The organism is Pantoea sp. SGAir0215 (assembly GCF_043543215.1).
Window position 1 is genome coordinate 4,155,296 of the sequence record NZ_CP028031.1, and the last position, 20,226, is coordinate 4,175,521.

A 20,226-nucleotide genomic window follows, 5' to 3' on the forward strand; every position below is an offset into this window, starting at 1 on the left:
CAGCAATTACGCTGGCTTTAAGAAAGGGATTCGCGTCAGCGAAGCCAGGCGGGAATGTCGTTCAGGCCCATCGCCTGCCGCAACATGACAGGTTTCACGCCCGGTAAATTATCGGCCAATTTTAGCCCGACATCGCGAAGCAGCTTTTTAGCCGGATTATTGCCCGCAAACAGCTCACGAAATCCCTGCATGCCCGCGAGCATCATGGCGGCACTGTGTTTACGGCTGCGTTCATAGCGGCGCAGATAGAGGTGCTGCCCGATATCTTTGCCCTGCTGATGCAGGCGGCGAACTTCACCAATCAACTCTGCGGCATCCATAAAACCGAGATTGACACCCTGCCCGGCCAGCGGATGAATGGTATGCGCAGCATCGCCCACCAGCGCCAGGCGATGTGCAGCAAAGCTGCGCGCATAGCGTGCCGTGAGGGGGAATGCCTTCCGTTCGCCTTCCAGTTCGCACAGGCCAAGGCGCATATCAAACGCCACCGACAACTGTTGATTAAAGAGCGCCTCAGGCATCGTTTCCAGCCGGGTGGCTTCCTGGGGCGACAGCGACCAGACGATGGAGCACAGATGCGGATCCTGCATCGGCAGAAACGCCAGAATGCCATCCCCATGGAATACCTGACGCGCGACGCCATCATGTGGCATGGAGGTACGGATGTTCGCCACCAGGGCATGGTGTTCATAATCCCAGAAAGTCAGCGGAATATCGGCTTTGTTGCGCAGCCAGGAATTGGCACCGTCTGCGGCAACCATCAGCCGTGCGCTCATCATGCCGCCATCCTGTAGCGTAATGAAAGCTTCGTTATCGCCAAATGCCACCTGCTGAAGATGTGACGACGGCAGCAACGTCACGTCACTGCAATGCCTGGCTCGCTGCCATAAGGCGCAGTGAATCACCGGGTTTTCGATAATGTGCCCGAGATGGGTTAAGCCCTGCTGCTCACCGTCAAATGAGATAGCACCGAAGCTGTCACGATCCCAGACTTCCATGGCCTGATAAGGGCTGGCTCTGAGCGACAGGATCGTCGACCAGACATCCAGTTTTTGTAAAAGACGTTCACTGGCCGCATTGATAGCCGATACGCGGACAGACGGAGAAGCGGTGGCATCAAATTGCGGCTCGGGCGCTTGTTCGAGTACGGCGATACGCAAGCCACTGCCCTGCAGACCGCAGGCCACGGCCAGTCCTACCATACCGCCACCGGCGATCACCACATCATAAGTTTGCATCAGTGCCTCTCAGTTAACGCTTAACCCAGCCAAGCGTGCGCTCGGCCAGAAGATTTCTCAGCAACGGCAGATGATCCATTGCCAGCAGGCCAAGGTTGCGCCCGACGACCAGCGGTGCATGGCGGTTGGCAAACAGGCGCACCAGACCGTCGGTGAGACCGATGGTCGTGGCCCGATCCTGTTGGCGACGCTGGCGGTAATGCTGCAGGACAGCATAGCTGCCGGGGTCCTGTTGCTGCCGGTGCGCGGTGGCCAGGGTTTCGGCTAAGGACATGACATCCCTCAGGCCCAGGTTAAATCCCTGCCCGGCAATAGGGTGCAGCGTCTGGGCTGCGTTGCCCACGGTGGCAACACGATGTGAAACGACCGGTTCGGCCTGTTGCAATGCCAGCGGATAGATATCGCGTTTACCGGTGTGGGTAAATTTCCCCAGTCGCCAGCCGAACGCGTGCTGAAGTTCGCTGAGAAACGTCTCGTCGTCCCAGCGCTCAAGCTGCGGGCGTTTATCCAATGAATGACACCACACCAGCGACAGTCGGTTGTCAGACATCGGCAGCAGGGCGAGCGGGCCGAACGCAGTAAACCGTTCAAAGGCCCGCCCCTGGTGCGGTATCTCGCTGGTGACATTCGCAATGAGTGCCAGCTGCTGATAAGTTTCGGTTTGCCACTGAATACCGCAGGCTGCCGCGACAGCCGAACGCGTGCCATCAGCCGCCACCAGCACATCAGCGTCCAGCTGTTCATCATTATCCAGCGTGACCTTCACGTGCGCCTGAGTACGGTTCACATTGGTGACCCGTGCCGGACAGCGCAGGGTGACGCCGGGAGCCTGTTTAAGCTGCGCGAATAAACGCTGGCCTACGTCGAACAATTCGACGACCTGGCCCAGCGCGGGAATCGCATAGTCGCTGGCCGCCAGTGAGACAAAACCCGCATGACCCCGATCGGAAACATGGATCGTTGTGATCGGCGTTGCGCAGGGGGCAATGCGCTGCCAGAGATTAATATTGGCCAGTTGCTGACAGGTGCCGGCAGACAGCGCAATGGCACGGCCGTCATAACCTGGATGCGCGCGGCTGGCAGGTTCGCTGCTTTCGATCAGCGTGACGGGCAGCGCGCCCTGTGTCAGGTGCGAAATAGCCAGCGCCAGCGTGGCACCGGTCATTCCGCCACCCGCGATGAGGACGGTCATCCTGCGCGTGCCGCCGCCATCAGCGCCTCAATAGCATCTGGATCTTTCACCACGCTGTCAGTGAGGTTCTCGTTACCTGTTTCAGTGATCACAATGTCATCCTCAATGCGAATGCCGATACCGCGGTATTCCACCGGCACGTCGGCATCGGGGGCAATGTATAAGCCTGGTTCAATAGTAATGACCATGCCCGGTTCCAGAATGCGATCCCGGCTTGGCGTGCCGTAGTGCCCCACATCATGGACATCCAGCCCCAGCCAGTGGCTCAGGCCATGCATAAAGAATTTGCGATGCGCGTCTTCAGCAATTAACGCGTCAACCTCGCCCTGCAACACGCCCAGTTCAACCAGACCGGTCACCATGATGTGCACCACCTCATCATTCACCTCGCGAATACTGACGCCAGGCCGGAAACGGGATAATGCCGTCTCTAATGATTTCAGCACGATGTTGTAGACAGCACGTTGAGCAGGTGAGAATTTACCGTTTACCGGGAAGGTGCGGGTAATATCGCCTGCGTACCCCTGCCATTCACATCCCGCATCAATCAGCACCAGGTCGCCATCCCGCAGCTCACATTCATTCTCGGTATAGTGCAGAATACATCCATTTTCACCGGAACCGACGATGGTGTTGTAGGAGGGAAAACGCGCACCGTGGCGGTTAAACTCATGATGAATTTCGCCTTCCAGATGGTATTCGTACAGGCCGGGGCGACAGGCCTGCATAGCGCGCGTATGGGCCAGCGCACTGATCTCACCTGCACGGCGCAGAATGGCGATTTCTTCCGGACTTTTGAACAGGCGCATCTCATGTACCCAGGGACGCCAGTCTGTCAGGCTGGCAGGGGCGCTCAGGTTCTGGCGGAAACCGCGACGTAGTTTATCCAGTGCACTGAACACCAGCTTGTCAGCCTCAGGATATAACCCTTGCGCGTGATAAACCTCATCCAGACCGTTCAACAAAAGATGAAGCTGCTCACCGATATCGTTCCAGGGCAGTGCGCGATCCACACCCAGTTTTGCCGGTGCCGCCTCCTGGCCCAGACGGCGACCAAACCAGATTTCTGCGGTCAGGTCGCGGACACGATTAAACAGCACACTGTGGTTGTGGTTCTCATCACTTTTGATCAGCACCAATAAGGCTTCAGGCTCATTAAAACCTGTGAAGTACCAGAAATCACTGTTTTGACGAAACGGATATTCGCTGTCGTTACTGCGCGTTACTTCAGGCGCCGCAAAAATTAACGCTGCGCTGCCCGGAACCATTTTCGCTAACAGCGCCTGACGACGCTGCTGGAAGGTCTCCAGTGAAATCATGTCTGCACTCCCTGTTGAACTGAGATATCTGGCTTAGTGTAACGTTGGCTTCTGTACTTCAGGTGCGGTTGGCTGCGGGCGCGTGAACGTATCGTGACAAAGTAGCGCCGCGACGCGGACGTACTCGATCACCTCCTCCAGCGACTGCTCCAGCTCTTCCTGATCTTCGTCTTCGTCATAGCCAAGCTGCGCGATAGTACGCAGATCATCAATGGCCTCGCCGGTTTCGCCGGTGACCTTATCCAGTTTAGGCTGAGTTACGCCCAGGCCGAGTAAAAAATGGTTTACCCAGCCAGCCAGGGCGTCCGCCCGATCAAACACGGTGATGTCATCATCGTCGGGCAGCATCAGTTGAAAGAGAAAGCCATCTTCTTCAAGCGCCGTCGTAATATTTGCATGCAAATCCTGCAGCGGCTGGGCCAGCGTGTGCGAAAAAGCCATGCCTTCATTCGCGAGATCGTGGACCAGCGTTTTCCAGCTGGTATCCTGATTACCGCCACACAGAATACCGCTGAGTAATCCGTGCATTTCGGCAGGTGTCATTCCGACGCCGTGCTGTGAGAGCGCCGCCGCCAGCGCATTGTAATCAGGGGTTGCGTTCTGTGAAGACATCATTTTTCATCGTCGTTGGCTGTAAGAGTTCGTGGTATGCTACCACTAGCTGCCTCAAGGTTTCCAGAAAAGGGGTTGTATCTTATTTCTCAGGTCTATATAGTTGCCCGCCTCCCAGGCCATTGAAGGCTAAGGGAATGGCGAGCCAGGTAATCAGTCAGGAAGGTGGCATGTCTGCACAACCGGTAGATTTACAAATTTTTGGTCGTTCTTTGAGAGTAAATTGTCCGCCTGAACAGCAAGATGCGCTGAACGCGGCGGCGGAAGATCTCAATCAACGGTTGCAAGATTTAAAAGTTCGCACTAGAGTCACCAATACAGAGCAACTGGTGTTCATTGCCGCGTTAAACATTTGCCATGAACTGGCACAAGAAAAAAACAAGACGCGCGACTATGCTGCTAATATGGAACAACGAATCCGTATGTTACAGCAGACGATAGAGCAGGCATTAGTTGAGCAAGGTCGCATAACTGATCGTCAGGATGCGAAGTTCGAATAATACTTCATGGTCACTGTGCTACACTGACGGTGAAGTCAATTTTCTCTGAGATGTTTGCAAGTGGGCCAGTCCCCTGAGCCGATATTTCATACCAACAGAATGTGACGCTCCGCAACCTGTGAGCATGCTCGGTCCGTCCGAGAAGCCTGATGGTTGCGACGGCATGTTCACCTTGAACCAAGGGTTCAAGGGTTACAGCCTACGGCGGCATCTCGGAGATCTCCTTTCTGGTTGTACTGCATTATCCCCCACCAGACATGATATAGTGCGTCGCTCAGGCGACTTCTTCTGGGGGACACCATGTCAGAACCCTCTTTACTTCAGCGACAGGACATTCGTCAGCATGTTCGTCATTTACGTCGCGCCTTAACCCCGGAACAGCAACACACTGCCGCCGAACAGCTTGCGGAACACGCGATTAACTTTGCGCCTGTCTCCGACGCCCAAAACGTCGCGCTGTTCTTATCCGTCGATGGGGAAATTAATACGCGTCCGCTTATCGCAAAATTATGGCAGCAGAACAAACGCGTTTATCTTCCTGTGCTTCATCCCTTCTCTGCCGGTCATCTGCTTTTTCTGCGCTATACGCCAGAAACGCAGCTGAGCCCGAACAAGCTACGTATTCCTGAACCACCACTTGATATCCGGCATATGGTTACGCTGGACGAACTGGATGTGATGATGGTGCCGCTGGTGGCCTTTGATCGCAGTGGTCAGCGTCTGGGCATGGGAGGCGGCTTTTACGACCGCACGTTACAAAACTGGAAACAGCACGCTTTTTTACCGGTTGGCATCGCGCACGACTGCCAGTTGGTCGATTCGCTGCCTGTGGCGGCCTGGGATATTCCTTTGCCCGCCGTGCTGACGCCGTCAACGCTGTGGTTGTGGGAAGAATAAACCCAGGCACTGTTGTGCGCCTGGGTTGATTATTTCGATAAATCAGTAGAGGAGACGGGCGCGGATAGTGCCAGGGATAGCCTTCATCAGCTGCAACGCTTTCTCCGCCAGTTCGTGCTCGGCATCGATATCAATCACCACATACCCCATCATAGGTGAGGTTTGCAGGTACTGCGCGGCGATATTAATGCTCTGTTCGGCAAAAATCTGGTTAATTGCGGTCAGCACACCCGGACGGTTTTCATGAATGTGCAGCAGACGGCTTGCGCTGACGCCGTGCATCGGCAAGGACACTTCAGGGAAGTTCACTGCAGACAGCGTTGAACCGTTATCGGAATATTTCGCCAGTTTGCCTGCCACTTCGATACCAATGTTTTCCTGCGCTTCTTCGGTGGAACCCCCGATGTGTGGCGTCAGAATGACATTATCGAACTCACTCAGTGGCGAGACAAACGGATCGCTGTTTGTGGCTGGCTCAACCGGGAACACGTCAATGGCCGCGCCCCCGACCTGCTTGCTGGCCAGCGCGTCACACAGTGCCGGAATATCCACGACGGTGCCGCGTGAGGCGTTGATTAACAGCGCGCCAGGTTTCATCTGCGCCAGCTCGTCAGCAGAGATCATATTTTGTGTCGAGGCAGTTTCAGGCACATGCAGACTGACGACATCGCTCATATTCAGCAACTGCGTCAGGCTTCGCACCTGCGAGGCATTACCCAGCGGCAGCTTATTTTCAATATCGTAAAAATACACGTGCATGCCCAGGCCCTCAGCCAGCACGCCTAACTGCATACCAATGTGACCATAGCCGATAATGCCCAGCTTCTTACCGCGCGCTTCGAATGAGCCTTTAGCAATCTTATTCCAGACACCGCGATGGGCTTTGGCGTTCGCTTCTGGCACGCCACGCAGCATCAGCAGCATTTCGCCAATCACCAGTTCGGCGACCGAGCGCGTGTTAGAGAACGGGGCGTTAAAAACGGGAATACCGCGCTTTGCCGCCGCATTTAAATCAACCTGGTTGGTACCGATACAGAAACAGCCCACAGCGACCAGTTTTTCTGCTGCGGCAAAAATCTCTTCAGTCAGTTGGGAACGGGAACGGATACCGATAAAGTGCGCGTCACGGATGGAAGCCTTTAATGACTCGCTATCCAGTGCGCCTTTGTGGAATTCAATATTGGTGTAACCTGCAGCACGAAGATTGTCCAGCGCGCTCTGGTGGACACCTTCCACCAGCAGGAACTTAATCTTGTCTTTTTCCAGTGAAACCTTTGCCATTTCCCAACCCTATTCAGAATTCAACGAGGACTGAACGCAGTCAGCCAGCAGTCAAAATATCAAAAAAAACGCCAGCAGCAATACAAACGATTGCCTGACCGGCTGGCTGGCTGGATTCAGAAGCCAAACTTTGCCGGACAAAATCGTGGGTTGGCCGCATCGGGGAGAATGAACCCGCTGTTGATGACGCTTATGTGACATAAGTCACCAAATTTCAGCCTGGCGAGAAAAGTTTTTTTTTAATTAAAAAAACGCGGGCGCAAATTATGCGCCCGTCGCGTTATTTTTTCAGCGTTTTGACCCCATCCGGTCCGCCAATCAACGCCACATCGGCACCCCGGGTAGCGAAAAGCCCGACGGTGACGACGCCCGGTAACGCGTTAATGGTTTTTTCCAGCTCAATGGGATCCAGAATACGCAGATTATGCACGTCCAGGATGATATTACCGTTGTCAGTGACGACATTCTGGCGATACTCAGGCAAACCGCCCAGCCTGACCAGTTCACGCGCGACGTAGCTGCGTGCCATGGGAATCACTTCAACGGGCAACGGAAAACGCCCCAGCACGTCGACTTCTTTCGATGCATCGGCAATACAGATAAACTTTTTAGCCACGGCCGCGACGATTTTTTCGCGGGTCAGCGCGGCACCGCCGCCTTTGATCATCTGCATCTGGGGATTAATTTCGTCGGCACCATCAACATAGATGGCCAGGTCATCGATTTCATTCAAATCAAACACCTGAATACCGAGGCTTTTGAGCTTTTGCGTGGAGGCTTCAGAACTGGACACGGCACCTTCAATCTGGTGTTTGATGCTGCCGAGCGCATCAATAAAATGGGCAGCGGTAGAGCCTGTTCCCACGCCGACGATCGTACCTGGCTGGACATAATCAAGTGCAGCCCAACCAACAGCTTTTTTCAGTTCATCCTGCGTCATGGTATGTTTAGAACCTGTGCGATAAGAAAATGCGCGTAGTATAAAGCAAGGTTTGCTGAAAATGCTCGGATGCATTGGGCGGATTTAATGCTTTGGAAGCCAGCCCACAAAAATACCCCAGACTTTTGCTCAGGCACATTTGTGGCATCGTAACGTCCACCCTGAAGGAGAGAAAAGAATAATGAAACGCCCGGACTACAGAACGCTTCAGGCGCTGGACGCAGTGATACGTGAACGTGGCTTTGAACGTGCTGCGCAAAAACTGTGCATCACCCAGTCGGCCGTATCGCAACGCATCAAACAGCTGGAAAACCTGTTTGGTCAGCCGCTGTTGGTTCGCACCGTGCCCCCTCGTCCCACTGAGCAGGGGCAAAAGCTGCTTGCGTTGTTGCACCAGGTTGAACTGCTGGAGGAAGAGTGGCTGGGGGATGAAATCAGCGGTACGACGCCGTTACTGCTCTCCCTGGCGGTGAACGCCGACAGTCTGGCCACCTGGCTGTTGCCTGCATTAAAAGACGTGCTGGCCGATTCGCCGGTGCGCCTTAACCTCCAGGTTGAAGATGAAACCCGTACGCAGGAACGTCTGAGACGTGGCGAAGTGGTCGGCGCAGTCAGTATCCAGCCCCAGCCTTTACCCAGTTGTCTGGTTGATCAACTGGGCGCCCTGGATTACCTGTTTGTGGCTTCCCGTGACTTTGCCGAGCGCTTTTTTCCCAACGGCGTCACCCGTTCCGCGTTGCTGAAAGCGCCTGCCGTCGCATTTGACCATCTGGATGATATGCATCAGGCCTTTTTACAGCAGAACTTCGATCTTTCGCCGGGCAGCGTGCCCTGCCATATCGTTAACTCTTCTGAAGCCTTTGTGCAGATGGCCCGTCAGGGCTCAACCTGCTGTATGATCCCGCATCTGCAGATTGAGCGCGAACTGGCGAGCGGTGAGCTGATCGATCTGACACCGGGGCTGTATCAGCGTCGGATGTTGTACTGGCACCGTTTTGCACCGGAAAGCCGATTGATGCGTCGGGTAACCGATGCGCTGATTGCGCATGGTCATCGGGTTCTGCGTCAGGACACGATGGAATAGCGGCCAAAGGCGAAAGTGAAGGTCGGATAAACTGGGGACGGTGCGTGTCAAACGCGACTCTCTGCCGCTACCGGGCAGCATTCCCGGTCTGCTTATTCTCCTGACAAACCGCCCGGAACCGGACAGCCTGTCCGGGCTTCTGCTGAACTAAAGAGAATAATCCCCTGTGCCACAGCAAGCGTCAGGCGTTGCAGTGAGAGTGTACCTTGCTAAAAGCAGCACGGCTCCATGGCCATCAGGGGCGTGATTTCAGCAGGTGATACCGGGCGCTGAAAAGCGGGAATCAACCAGGGATTGCCCCCGCAGGAATGCGGGGGAAAAGCGCCGCCGGCAAAGGAACAGGCCGACTGCGACAGTCCGTCAGGTTGCTGAGCGATGAAAAGGCACCGCATCAGTGGTGCAAAGCGCACCTGGTAAACACGGCCGCTGATGGCTTCACGACAGCATCGATAAGCTTACTGTGCCGTATTGGGTTTCATCTCAAAAACCACATCAACCTGGTCATCGAAGTTAATGCTTTGCTGGTCGTAGGTTTCCTGCGCGGAAGTATCGGCCGCTGCCGCGGAGGCTTTAAACATGCGATTCATCGGCATAGGCTGGTAGTTAGCGACCTGATAGCGAATGCTGTAGATTGGCCCCAGTTTGGCGTTAAAGCCTTCTGCCAGTTCTGTGGCTTGCTGAGTCGCATTTTTGATGGCGGCTTTCAGCGCCTGCTGCTTGTAGCGCTCAGGATTGGCGACGCCTAACTCGACGCTGCGAACTTCGTTCAGGCCCGATTTCAGCGCGCCGTCAAGCAGCTCATTCAGCTTGTCCAGCTGGCGGACGGTCACCTGAACCTGACGTACCGCACGGTAACCTTTCAGCTGTGATTTACCGTCTTTGGTATAATCGTATTCTGGCTGCGTGGTCAGGTTGGCCGCTTCAATATCCTTTTTCTCGATGCCGTTTTTCTGCAGGAAATCAAAATACTGCGCAACACGACTGTCGACCTGTTTCTTTGCCTCTGCGGCATCTTTCGATGAGACATTCACCACAATTGACAGCGTCGCGATATCCGGGCGGGCATCAACCGTCGCTTTGCCTGACGTCACAACATGCGGTCCGTTTGGCAGTTCATCAGCCTGTGCGCTTAAAGGCAATGCCCCTACGCTCATCATCGCGACAAGCGCCAATGCTTTCAGTTTCATGAAAGTCCTCCTTGAAAGGTCAGTTCGGTGGCTTCGGGTCCGAAGCCGGCACGCGCATCATATTACGCCTTGCTTGGAGTGAAGGTAATGACAAAAGTTCGGAAAACGGGTCTGGATAACCCGTTTTCGTTTACCTTTTGCTCAAAATCCTGTGATGGCCTGCTGTACGAGTTGAAACGCGATAAACCACATGACCGCGCCGACCAGCAGGTTGATGAGGCGTTGCGCGCGCGTTGTCTGCAGTAACGGCGCAAGCCAGGCCGCCAACAGGGCTAAGCCAAAAAACCACAACACAGAGGCACTGACGGTCCCCAGGGCGAACCACTGACGCGCGTGGGTATCAGGAAACTGGCTTCCCAGGCTGCCAAGCACAACAAAGGTATCGAGATAAACGTGGGGATTGAGCCAGGTGACTGCCAGCAGGGTAGCAATGATCCGGCCTCGGCTCTGCCGGATATCCAGGCCTGACGCCAGCGCCAGCTCGCGGCGAAAAGCGGTCCGTAATGCGCCCCAGCCATACCAGAGCAAAAAGGCCACACCTGCCCAGGTAATCACGGTCAGCAGCAGTGGCGACTGCTGCAGGAGCGCACTTCCCCCGAAAATCCCCGCGCAGATCAGCACGACATCGCTCAGCGAGCAGAGCGTGGCGGTCATCAGATGATAGTGCCGTTTCACGCCCTGATTAAGTACGAAGGCATTTTGTGGCCCCAGCGGCAGAATAAGCGCGGCCCCAAGAGCAAGCCCTTGAAAATAAATCGATAACACGGGAAATATCCTTACATCAGTCAGATGTCAGGCATTATAGGGAAGCCGATATGATTAGCGGAAATGGAAAAAATTAATACATCATTAGCCATTTTAATGGGCGGCGGCTGCCGCCCATCGGCTTAACGGGTGACCGCAGTTTCCGCGTCAGGTTTGTTCACCTGATGCAGATGGACATCCATCTGTGGGTAAGGAATACCAATGCCTTTGTTATCCAGCGCACGTTTGAAGTTCTTGAGCAGATCCCAGTAAACGTCCTGCAGATCGCTACTGTTGCTCCAGCAACGCACAACGAAATTCAGCGATGAAGCGCCCAATTCATTCAGGCCAATCTGGATGCCACGATCTTTTAAGACACGCTGATCGGCTTCCACCACTTCACGCAGCAGGGTAATCACCTCATCCACATCGGCTTCATAGGCCACGCCGACGATGAATTCATTACGGCGCACGGGTTCACGCGAGAAGTTGATGATATTCCCGCTGATGATTTTGCCATTGGGCACCACCACAATCTTGCCATCCGCCGAACGCAGTGTGGTCGAGAAAATCTGCACATTCAGTACGGTGCCCATCACGCCGCCCAGATCAACAAACTCACCGGTACGGAAAGGACGGAACGTGACCAGCAGTACACCGGCTGCCAGATTGGACAATGAGCCCTGTAGCGCAAGGCCGACGGCCAGACCCGCCGCACCCAGCACGGCAATGACCGACGCGGTTTGCACGCCAACGCGTCCCAGCGCAGCAATCACCGTAAACGCAATGACGCCATAACGAACCAGCGCGGAAAGAAAGTCTGCCACGGTGGCGTCAATATGACGCGCGATGAGCAGACGATTAACGGCGTTTGAAATCACTCTGGCGATGACCATCCCGACAATAATGATGGCAACAGCCGCAACGATATTCACGGCATAACTCAGAATCAGCGCCTGGTTGTGTACTAACCAGCCACCGGCACTGTTGATACCATCCACAACATTCAAGTCTTCCATTTGTAAGCCCTGTTGATGAATCCCCGAGGGGGAAAAACAAAAACTGCCAGATGTAATCCGACACCCAGGGATTAAGGGTAATCAATTATTTAGCCTGGTGCCAAATTACATGGCACCATAATGAGGACGGGCAGCCTGAATCGTCGCCACAATGCGTTTGACTCCCCTTGCTTCGCCCTTCCCTGTTGAGAAGTTTTTGAGCATAAAAGGTGGTGAGCGATGCCGCTGTAACCGGACGTCGACTTATCAAAAGCGCAAAGAGAAAGGTGTACAAAGGCGGGATAAAAAAAGTCCCGATCGGCTGATCGGGACAGAGTCAGTCACGCTGACGTCCTGACGACCTCAGCGCTGAGCAACGCTACTTACAGAACGTCAACGGCGTTGAGTTCTTTGAACGCCTGCTCCAGACGCACCACCATGGATGCCTGCGCAGCGCGCAGCCAGACGCGTGGATCGTAGTATTTCTTGTTCGGCTTATCAGCGCCTTCTGGGTTACCCAGCTGCGCCTGCAGATAGCCTTCGTTCTTTTTGTAGTACTGCAGAATACCGTCCCAGGTCGCCCATTGAGTATCGGTATCGATGTTCATCTTGATCACGCCGTAGCTGATAGACTCTTCGATTTCTGCAGCAGAAGAACCTGAACCACCGTGGAACACGAAATCCAGCGCATTGTGCGGCAGGCCATGTTTTTCACAGACAAATTTCTGGGAGTCACGCAGGATGGTTGGGGTCAGTTTCACGTTACCGGGTTTGTAAACGCCGTGGACGTTACCGAAGGATGCCGCAATGGTGAAACGCGGGCTGATCGCATTCAGTTTTTCGTACGCGTAGTTCACGTCTTCTGGCTGGGTGTACAGGGCAGAAGCGTCCATGTGGCTGTTGTCCACGCCATCTTCTTCACCGCCGGTGCAGCCCAGTTCGATTTCCAGGGTCATGTCGATTTTCGCCATGCGCGCCAGGTATTTGCTGCTGATTTCGATGTTTTCTTCCAGTGACTCTTCAGACAGGTCGATCATATGAGAAGAGAACAGCGGCTTGCCGGTTTTTTTGAAGTGCTCTTCGCCTGCGTCAAGCAGACCGTCGATCCACGGCAACAGTTTTTTGGCACAGTGGTCGGTGTGCAGGATAACCGGCACGCCATACTGTTCAGCCATCAGATGCACGTGCTGTGCGCCAGAGATCGCACCGAAAATGGCGGCGCCCTGTGGCTTGTCGGTTTTAAAACCTTTACCGGCGATGAACGCAGCACCGCCGTTAGAGAACTGTACGATAACCGGGGCTTTAACTTTCGCGGCGGCTTCCAGCACAGCGTTAATTGAGTCAGTACCGACGCAGTTAACCGCTGGCAGAGCGAATTTATTCTCTTTCGCTACTTTGAAGATCTTCTGAACGTCGTCACCAGTGACAACGCCGGGTTTTACGAAATCAAAAATTTTAGACATGATTGTGTCCTGTTTCGTGACCGGTTATCCCCAACATGGGGACAGCGATTTAAACGCCCGGTATCGGGCGAGTTTTCAGGCAGTGCCGCCAGGCACCGCCCCCAAAGGATTACTGCTTCGCACGCTCTTCCAGCATGGCAACGGCAGGCAGTTTTTTGCCTTCAACGAACTCAAGGAACGCGCCGCCGCCCGTCGAGATATAGGAGATTTTGTCTTCAATGCCAAACAGATCGATAGCAGCCAGCGTATCACCGCCACCTGCAACAGAGAACGCGTCACTGTCTGCAATCGCGTTAGCGACAATCTCGGTGCCTTTACGGAAGTTCGGGAACTCAAACACACCAACCGGGCCATTCCACAGAATGGTTTTCGCATTCTTGAGGATGGTTGCCATGGCCTGAGCGGTTTCGTCGCCGAAGTCCATAATCTCTTCGTTATCTGCCACTTCCGAAACCTTTTTCACGGTTGCCGGGGCAGTTTCAGAGAATTCCGTGCCAACGCGTGAGTCGGTTGGGACAGGAATACCGTACTGATCGCGCAGGCCTTTTGCCGCTTCAACAAAGTCTGGCTCATACAGCGATTTACCCACTTTGTTATCGATAGCGACGAAGGTGTTCGCAATGCCACCGCCGACAATCACGGTGTCAGCAATCTTGACCAGCGACTGCAGCACATCAAATTTGGTTGAGACTTTTGAACCACCGACAACGGCCACCAGCGGACGCTCAGGGTTTTTCATCACTTTACCCAGCGCGTCCAGCTCAGCCGACAGCAGCGGGCCCGCACAGGCGACAGGCGCAAATTTACCCACGCCGTGTGTAGAGGCCTGGGCGCGGTGCGCGGTGCCAAAAGCATCCATCACGAACACGTCACACAGTGCTGCGTATTTTTTTGCCAGCGCTTCGTCGTCTTTCTTTTCGCCTTTGTTAAAGCGAACGTTTTCCAGCACAACCAGCTCGCCCGCGCCGATATCGACGCCGTCAAGGTAGTCTTTCGCCAGCGTTACCGGGGTGCCGTTCAGTTTTTCTTTCAGGTAGTTCACTACAGGCAGCAGTGAGAATTCGTCGTTGTATTCACCTTCGGTCGGACGACCCAGGTGAGAGGTAACCATCACTTTAGCGCCCTGCTTCAGGGCTGCTTCGATGGTAGGCAGAGACGCACGGATACGTGCATCTGACGTCACTTTCCCTTCTTTTACCGGCACGTTGAGATCGGCGCGGATTAGAACGCGTTTGCCAGCAAGATCCAGATCGGTCATCTTAATTACGGACATGGTGAACCCTCTCGTTGATTCTCATAAGTTTTGCCAGACGCAAACCGCGTCTTACCTGAAACCGCTTGCGGCCATCGCTAACGTCGTGTCGATCATTCGGTTAGCAAAGCCCCATTCGTTGTCGCACCAGACCAGGGTTTTGATCAGATGCTGACCGCTGACCCGCGTTTGTGTACCGTCCACAATGGCACTGTGCGGATCATGGTTGAAATCTATTGAGACTAACGGCAACTCCGTATAGTCAACTATACCACGAAACGCCCCTTCTGCCGCGCTCAGCAACAAGGCGTTAACCTCACAGGCCTTAACCGGCTGACGCACAGAAACGCTGAGATCAATGGCGGTCACGTTGATCGTCGGCACACGCACTGCGATGGCTTCAAAGCGATCGTTAAATTTCGGAAAAATACGCGTAATGCCTGCCGCCAGGCGCGTGTCCACCGGAATAATAGACTGACTGGCTGCACGCGTGCGGCGCAGATCGCTGTGATAAGCATCGATCACCTGTTGATCGTGCATCGCCGAATGGATCGTCGTCACCGTGCCCGACTCAATCCCAAACGCATCATCCAGCAGCTTAATCACGGGAATAATGCAGTTGGTGGTGCAGGAGGCATTCGAGACAATACAGTCCGTTTGTTTCAGTTCCTGCTCGTTAACACCGTACACGACGGTGGCATCAAGATCGTGACCACCCGGATGGGAAAACAGGACTTTTTTAGCGCCAGCGCGCAGATGAGCTTCACCATCCTGGCGGGAACCATAAACGCCGGTACAGTCCAGTACCACATCGACATTGAGTTCGCGCCAGGGCAGCGCGTCCAGTCCGGCGTGGTGCAGAATACGAATAGTATCTTCTCCCACCCACAGCAGGTCCCGCTCCTGGCGAACATCCAGTGCAAAACGGCCATGACTGGTGTCGTATTTTAATAAGTGCGCCATGCCTGCGGCTTCCGCCAGCTCATTAATCGCCACCACGGTGATTTCAGCACGGCGTCCCGTTTCATACAGTGCACGCAACACGTTGCGTCCAATGCGACCAAAGCCGTTTATTGCAACCCGAATGGTCATCTTTCTCCTGCCAAACCAGACTGAAAAAAAGGTGCAGATAGCCTGAGCGTTTCACCACGTTTTGTACAGGAGATTCTTACCTGGTGCAGGGTGAACGCGCCATAACTGAAACGGTTCAGCGAGAATAATAGAAGTGAGGAATAACAGGAATGACTGCGATCAAGCGAGCTGCGAATTTTTGGATCTGCATCACATAATTGAGCAAAAATGAGCGATTACTCCAGGAATAATTGCGTCAGTCAGGGGGCAGAAAGCGCCCCCTTTTTTATTGCTATCCTGACGCGCAGGCACGCGTCAGGATTGTGGCATTACGCCAGCAACGCTTTTGCTTTTGCGACAACGTTGTCGAGCGTGAAACCGAACACTTCGAACAGCTTCTCAGCAGGAGCCGACTCACCAAAGGTGGTCATCCCAACAATAGCCCCGTTCAGCCCGGTGTATTTAAACCAGTAATCGGCGATACCAGCCTCAATAGCGACGCGCGCCGCAACGGCTTTTGGCAGAACAGATTCACGGTATTCTTCGGACTGTTTATCGAAAGCATCGGTCGATGGCATAGACACCACGCGCACCTTGCGACCTTCTTCGGTAAGCTTCTGGTAAGCCGCGACGGCCAGTTCCACTTCGGAACCGGTGGCAATCAGAATCAGTTCTGGCGTGCCTGCGCTGTCTTTGAGGACATAACCACCGCGGGCCACGTTGGCCAGTTGCTCGGGTGTACGCTCCTGCTGTGCCAGGTTCTGACGCGAGAAGATCAGGGCGCTTGGACCGTCTTTACGCTCAATGGCATATTTCCACGCCACGGCAGATTCAACCTGGTCACACGGACGCCACAGGCTCATGTTCGGCGTCGTGCGCAGGCTTGCCATCTGCTCAACAGGCTGGTGCGTCGGGCCATCTTCACCCAGACCGATTGAATCATGGGTATACACCATGATCTGACGGATCTTCATCAGCGCAGCCATACGTGCCGCGTTACGCGCATATTCCACGAACATCAGGAAGGTTGCGGTATAAGGCAGGAAACCGCCGTGCAGGGCCAGACCGTTAGCAATCGCGGTCATACCAAACTCGCGCACACCATAATGGATGTAGTTACCCGCAGTATCTTCATTGATTGGCTTAGAGCCCGACCAGATAGTCAGGTTACTGGGTGCCAGATCCGCTGAGCCGCCCAGATATTCCGGCAGGATCTTACCAAACGCTTCAATCGCATTCTGCGAGGCTTTACGGCTGGCAATTTTCGCCGGGTTCGCCTGCAACTGCTCAATGAATTTTTGCGACTCTTGCTGCCAGTTAGCTGGCAGTTCGTTGCTCATGCGACGTTTGAATTCGGCAGCCAGTTCCGGGAAGGCTTTGGCGTAAGCGGCAAATTTTTCATTCCACGCGGCTTCTTTCGCCTGGCCCGCTTCTTTAGCATCCCACTCGGCATAAATCTCAGACGGGATAACAAATGGCGGATACTCCCAACCCAGTTGCTTACGGGTCAAGGCCACTTCGTCGTCACCCAGTGGCGCGCCATGTGAATCATGGGTGCCCGCTTTGTTTGGTGAACCGAAACCAATCACGGTTTTGCACATCAGCAGTGAAGGCTTATCGGTTACGGCTTTCGCTTCTTCGATGGCTTTCGCGATCGCATCCGCGTTATGCCCATCCACACCGCGCACCACATGCCAGCCATAGGCTTCAAAACGCTTAGCGGTGTCATCGGTAAACCAGCCGTCGATATGGCCATCGATTGAAATACCGTTATCGTCATAGAAGGCCACCAGCTTACCGAGCTTCAGCGTACCGGCCAGTGAGCAGACTTCGTGTGAGATGCCTTCCATCATGCAACCATCGCCCATAAACACCCAGGTGTTATGGTCTACGATGTCATGACCCGGACGGTTGAACTGCGCCGCTAATGTGCGCTCAGCGATGGCAAAACCCACGGCATTGGCAATGCCCTGGCCCAGCGGACCGGTGGTGGTTTCCACACCAACGGTGTAGCCGTACTCAGGGTGACCCGGGGTTTTAGAGTGCAGCTGACGGAAGTTTTCCAGTTCGCTGATGGGCAAATCGTAACCGGTCAGATGCAGCAGGCTGTAGATCAGCATCGAACCGTGACCATTCGACAGCACAAAACGGTCGCGGTCAGCCCACAATGGGTTAGTTGGATTATGATTCAGGTAGCCACGCCATAACACTTCGGCGATATCCGCCATGCCCATAGGGGCACCCGGATGTCCCGATTTAGCTTTTTGCACTGCATCCATACTTAACGCGCGAATGGCATTGGCAAGATCTTTACGAGAGGGCATCTTCTACTCCATTTCGGATTAACGATTTGCGCCTTAACCTTTTGTAATTAATCAGTTATCGGGCAAAGCGAGGGGAAACTTTCACAACAATGTACATGAAAAACGGCCTAAAAGTAATGTCGTAAAACGCGAAATATGCCCGGCGCGTTTGGCTTTTCCGGTAATGTCTGCTAGCAAAACGGTTTACCGCCGACTATAACCAGTAAGTTCGATCACCAGCCACCGCGTCAGGTGATTGTTTTTTATCTTGTTACTATTGGGAAGATGGAATGAAAATTCAGAAAACGGTACTGGCTTTGGGGATGATCGCGCTGTTAAGTGGCTGCGAGGGGATGAATAACAACGGCCTGCTGCAGTCAGGTGCACAGGCTTTCCAGGCGTACACATTAAGCGATGCCCAGGTGAAGCAGTTGAGCGATCAATCCTGTGCCCAGATGGACAAAGACAATCAGGTCGCGCCGGCGAACAGCGAATACCAGCAACGTCTGAATAAAATCGCGGCCGCACTGGGCGACAACATTAACGGTACGCCGGCTAACTATAAGGTCTACCAGACCAAAGATGTGAATGCCTGGGCGATGGCCAACGGCTGTATTCGCGTTTACAGCGGCCTGATGGACATGATGAACGACAATGAAGTGGAGGCGGTGCTGGGGCACGAAATGGGTCACGTCGCGCTGGGCCATACGCGTAAAGCGATGCAGGTTGCCTTTACCACGACCGCCGCGCGCACCGCTGCCGCGTCCGTAGGAGGCATCATTGGCTCGCTGTCGCAGTCACAACTGGGCGATATGGGCGAAAAACTGGTGAATGCGCAGTTCTCCCAGACTCAGGAAACGCAGGCGGATGACTACTCTTACGATCTGCTTAAAAAAAGGGGAATTGACCCTGTCGGATTAGCGACCAGCTTTGAAAAACTGGCGAAACTGGAACAGGGTCGCCAGAGCTCTATGTTCGATTCGCACCCTGATTCTGAAGCCCGCGCACAACACATTCGCGATCGTATCGCGGCAGACAGCAAGTAAGCCTGAATCAGCGGGATAACGCTGTGTTATCCCGCTGTGGCATTAGCCTTTGTTGGCGGCCTGAACGTGTAACATATCCAGTGCCAGCGTTGCGGCAGCCAGCGCGGTCAGATCGGCGTGATCATAGCCCGGGGCCACTTCCACCAGATCCATCCCGACAATATTCATGCCCTGCAAACCCCGAATCAACTTGGTCGCTTTATCGGTCGTTAAGCCACCGATCACTGGCGTACCGGTACCCGGCGCATGCGCAGGGTCTAGGCAGTCAATGTCAAAGGTAAGGTAAACCGGCAGATCGCCAACGGTGCGCTTAATTTCCGCAAGGATATCGTCCACGCTGCGGTCGTTAACCTGCGCCGCATCCAGCACGTTAAAGCCCAGGCTCTTATCGAACTCGGTACGGATACCGATCTGGACGGAGTGCTGCGGATCGATCAGGCCCTCTTTTGGCGCCGTAAAGAACATGGTGCCATGGTCAAACGTGGGGCCGTTAGAATAGGTATCGGTATGCGCGTCGAAGTGCACCAGCGCCATTTTACCGAAGTGCTTCGCGTGGGCACGCAGTAGTGGCAGCGTGACGTAGTGATCGCCGCCAAACGTCATCATACGTTTACCGTTAGCCAGCAGCTTCTCTGCGTGAGCCTGCAACTTGTCAGACAGGTCCTGAGAGTCGCCAAAGGCATAAACCAGATCGCCACAGTCCACGACATTCAGGCGCTGACGCAGGTCAAAATCCCACGGCCAGCGACAGCCTTCCCAGGCCAGATTCGTTGAAATCTGACGGATGGCACCAGGGCCAAGACGGCTGCCTGGACGGCCAGAGGTTGCTGCATCAAACGGAACGCCGGTGATCACCCACTCTGCGTCGCTGTCGTAAGGCTGAAAATTGACTGGAAAACGCATAAAACCAAAGGCGTTAGAAACCAGTGAATTGTCGTACTGATTACCGAGGGTATTGTACATAAGTCGTCCTCTGTTAATGTCTGAACCGGGCCGGGCCCGCACACCTTTCAGGTTGAGATAAAAAAAATCCCCTCCGCGTCGTTAGGCCCGACGAGGAAGGGATGTGTTGCCGCCGATTATCAACAATGTCCCGCCC

At 54.4% G+C, this 20,226-nt stretch carries 18 protein-coding genes and 1 other RNA gene; 5 read left to right on the plus strand and 14 right to left on the minus strand.

The features are described 5' to 3' along the window. Nucleotides 1-35: 35 nt before the first annotated feature. The 4 genes from ubiI to C1N64_RS19400 are packed head-to-tail and all read right to left on the minus strand — an operon-like array spanning nt 36 to nt 4,361. On the minus strand, nt 36-1,238 hold the full coding sequence (gene ubiI, locus C1N64_RS19385) for an FAD-dependent 2-octaprenylphenol hydroxylase (RefSeq protein ID WP_033739628.1): 1,203 nt from the start codon (nt 1,236-1,238) through the stop codon (nt 36-38). A gap of 13 nt (nt 1,239-1,251) precedes the next feature. Next, nucleotides 1,252-2,430 carry a 2-octaprenyl-6-methoxyphenyl hydroxylase gene (gene ubiH, locus C1N64_RS19390; protein ID WP_110268362.1) on the minus strand — a complete coding sequence of 393 codons (1,179 nt, stop codon included), beginning with the start codon at nt 2,428-2,430 and terminating at the stop codon, nt 1,252-1,254. Next, nucleotides 2,427-3,749, minus strand: coding sequence for a Xaa-Pro aminopeptidase (pepP, locus tag C1N64_RS19395; protein WP_080752861.1), 1,323 nt, complete (start codon nt 3,747-3,749; stop codon nt 2,427-2,429). Before pepP ends, ubiH begins: the two co-directional genes overlap by 4 nt. A gap of 33 nt (nt 3,750-3,782) precedes the next feature. Further along, on the minus strand, nt 3,783-4,361 hold the full coding sequence (locus tag C1N64_RS19400; protein WP_006120828.1) for a YecA/YgfB family protein: 579 nt from the start codon (nt 4,359-4,361) through the stop codon (nt 3,783-3,785). A 170-nt stretch (nt 4,362-4,531) separates the two neighbouring features. On the opposite strand from C1N64_RS19400, the gene zapA reads away from it, so the two are divergent. The 3 genes from zapA to C1N64_RS19415 all read left to right on the plus strand — a co-directional run bounded on the left by zapA (nt 4,532) and on the right by C1N64_RS19415 (nt 5,758). Then, a complete protein-coding gene (gene zapA / locus C1N64_RS19405; RefSeq protein ID WP_006120829.1) occupies nt 4,532-4,861 on the plus strand; it encodes a cell division protein ZapA in 330 nt (109 codons plus the stop codon). 39 nt (nt 4,862-4,900) lie between these two features. Next, nucleotides 4,901-5,084: non-coding RNA, 6S RNA (gene ssrS / locus C1N64_RS19410), on the plus strand. Between the two features lie 77 nt (nt 5,085-5,161). Then, nucleotides 5,162-5,758, plus strand: coding sequence for a 5-formyltetrahydrofolate cyclo-ligase (locus tag C1N64_RS19415; protein WP_162285985.1), 597 nt, complete (start codon nt 5,162-5,164; stop codon nt 5,756-5,758). A 42-nt stretch (nt 5,759-5,800) separates the two neighbouring features. On the opposite strand, the gene serA is transcribed toward C1N64_RS19415, so the two are convergent. Together serA and rpiA are read right to left on the minus strand one after the other, a co-directional pair. Continuing rightward, nucleotides 5,801-7,039: a phosphoglycerate dehydrogenase gene (gene serA / locus C1N64_RS19420; protein WP_367143669.1), complete on the minus strand. Its 1,239-nt coding sequence runs from the start codon at nt 7,037-7,039 to the stop codon at nt 5,801-5,803. Between the two features lie 280 nt (nt 7,040-7,319). Beyond that, nucleotides 7,320-7,979 (minus strand): ribose-5-phosphate isomerase RpiA, encoded by a 660-nt coding sequence (gene rpiA / locus C1N64_RS19425; RefSeq protein WP_033739634.1) that lies wholly within the window; start codon nt 7,977-7,979, stop codon nt 7,320-7,322. A 181-nt stretch (nt 7,980-8,160) separates the two neighbouring features. Here rpiA and C1N64_RS19430 point away from each other — a divergent pair, with 181 nt between their 5' ends. Then, entirely contained in the window at nt 8,161-9,063 is a 903-nt protein-coding gene (locus tag C1N64_RS19430) for a LysR family transcriptional regulator ArgP (protein ID WP_006120833.1), read from the plus strand. Between the two features lie 455 nt (nt 9,064-9,518). Here the strand turns inward: C1N64_RS19430 and C1N64_RS19435 are convergent, their stop codons facing one another. The 7 genes from C1N64_RS19435 to tkt all read right to left on the minus strand — a co-directional run bounded on the left by C1N64_RS19435 (nt 9,519) and on the right by tkt (nt 18,102). Continuing rightward, nucleotides 9,519-10,250, minus strand: a complete 732-nt coding sequence (locus C1N64_RS19435; protein WP_394515109.1) for an oxidative stress defense protein — start codon at nt 10,248-10,250, stop codon at nt 9,519-9,521. A gap of 141 nt (nt 10,251-10,391) precedes the next feature. After that, nucleotides 10,392-11,015, minus strand: coding sequence for an arginine exporter ArgO (gene argO, locus C1N64_RS19440; protein WP_205950729.1), 624 nt, complete (start codon nt 11,013-11,015; stop codon nt 10,392-10,394). A gap of 122 nt (nt 11,016-11,137) precedes the next feature. After that, entirely contained in the window at nt 11,138-12,013 is an 876-nt protein-coding gene (gene mscS, locus C1N64_RS19445; RefSeq protein WP_205955637.1) for a small-conductance mechanosensitive channel MscS, read from the minus strand. Between the two features lie 362 nt (nt 12,014-12,375). Further along, entirely contained in the window at nt 12,376-13,455 is a 1,080-nt protein-coding gene (gene fbaA / locus C1N64_RS19450) for a class II fructose-bisphosphate aldolase (protein WP_039339288.1), read from the minus strand. A 109-nt stretch (nt 13,456-13,564) separates the two neighbouring features. After that, nucleotides 13,565-14,728, minus strand: a complete 1,164-nt coding sequence (pgk, locus tag C1N64_RS19455) for a phosphoglycerate kinase (RefSeq protein WP_033739641.1) — start codon at nt 14,726-14,728, stop codon at nt 13,565-13,567. A gap of 51 nt (nt 14,729-14,779) precedes the next feature. Next, nucleotides 14,780-15,799, minus strand: coding sequence for an erythrose-4-phosphate dehydrogenase (epd, locus tag C1N64_RS19460; protein ID WP_033739643.1), 1,020 nt, complete (start codon nt 15,797-15,799; stop codon nt 14,780-14,782). A gap of 308 nt (nt 15,800-16,107) precedes the next feature. Continuing rightward, nucleotides 16,108-18,102: a transketolase gene (gene tkt / locus C1N64_RS19465; RefSeq protein ID WP_394515110.1), complete on the minus strand. Its 1,995-nt coding sequence runs from the start codon at nt 18,100-18,102 to the stop codon at nt 16,108-16,110. Nucleotides 18,103-18,371: 269 nt separating this feature from the next. On the opposite strand from tkt, the gene C1N64_RS19470 reads away from it, so the two are divergent. Further along, entirely contained in the window at nt 18,372-19,127 is a 756-nt protein-coding gene (locus C1N64_RS19470; RefSeq protein WP_006120841.1) for a metalloprotease LoiP, read from the plus strand. A gap of 42 nt (nt 19,128-19,169) precedes the next feature. Here C1N64_RS19470 and speB read toward each other — a convergent pair whose 3' ends face one another. Continuing rightward, nucleotides 19,170-20,090, minus strand: a complete 921-nt coding sequence (gene speB, locus C1N64_RS19475) for an agmatinase (protein ID WP_033739645.1) — start codon at nt 20,088-20,090, stop codon at nt 19,170-19,172. Nucleotides 20,091-20,226 lie beyond the last annotated feature (136 nt).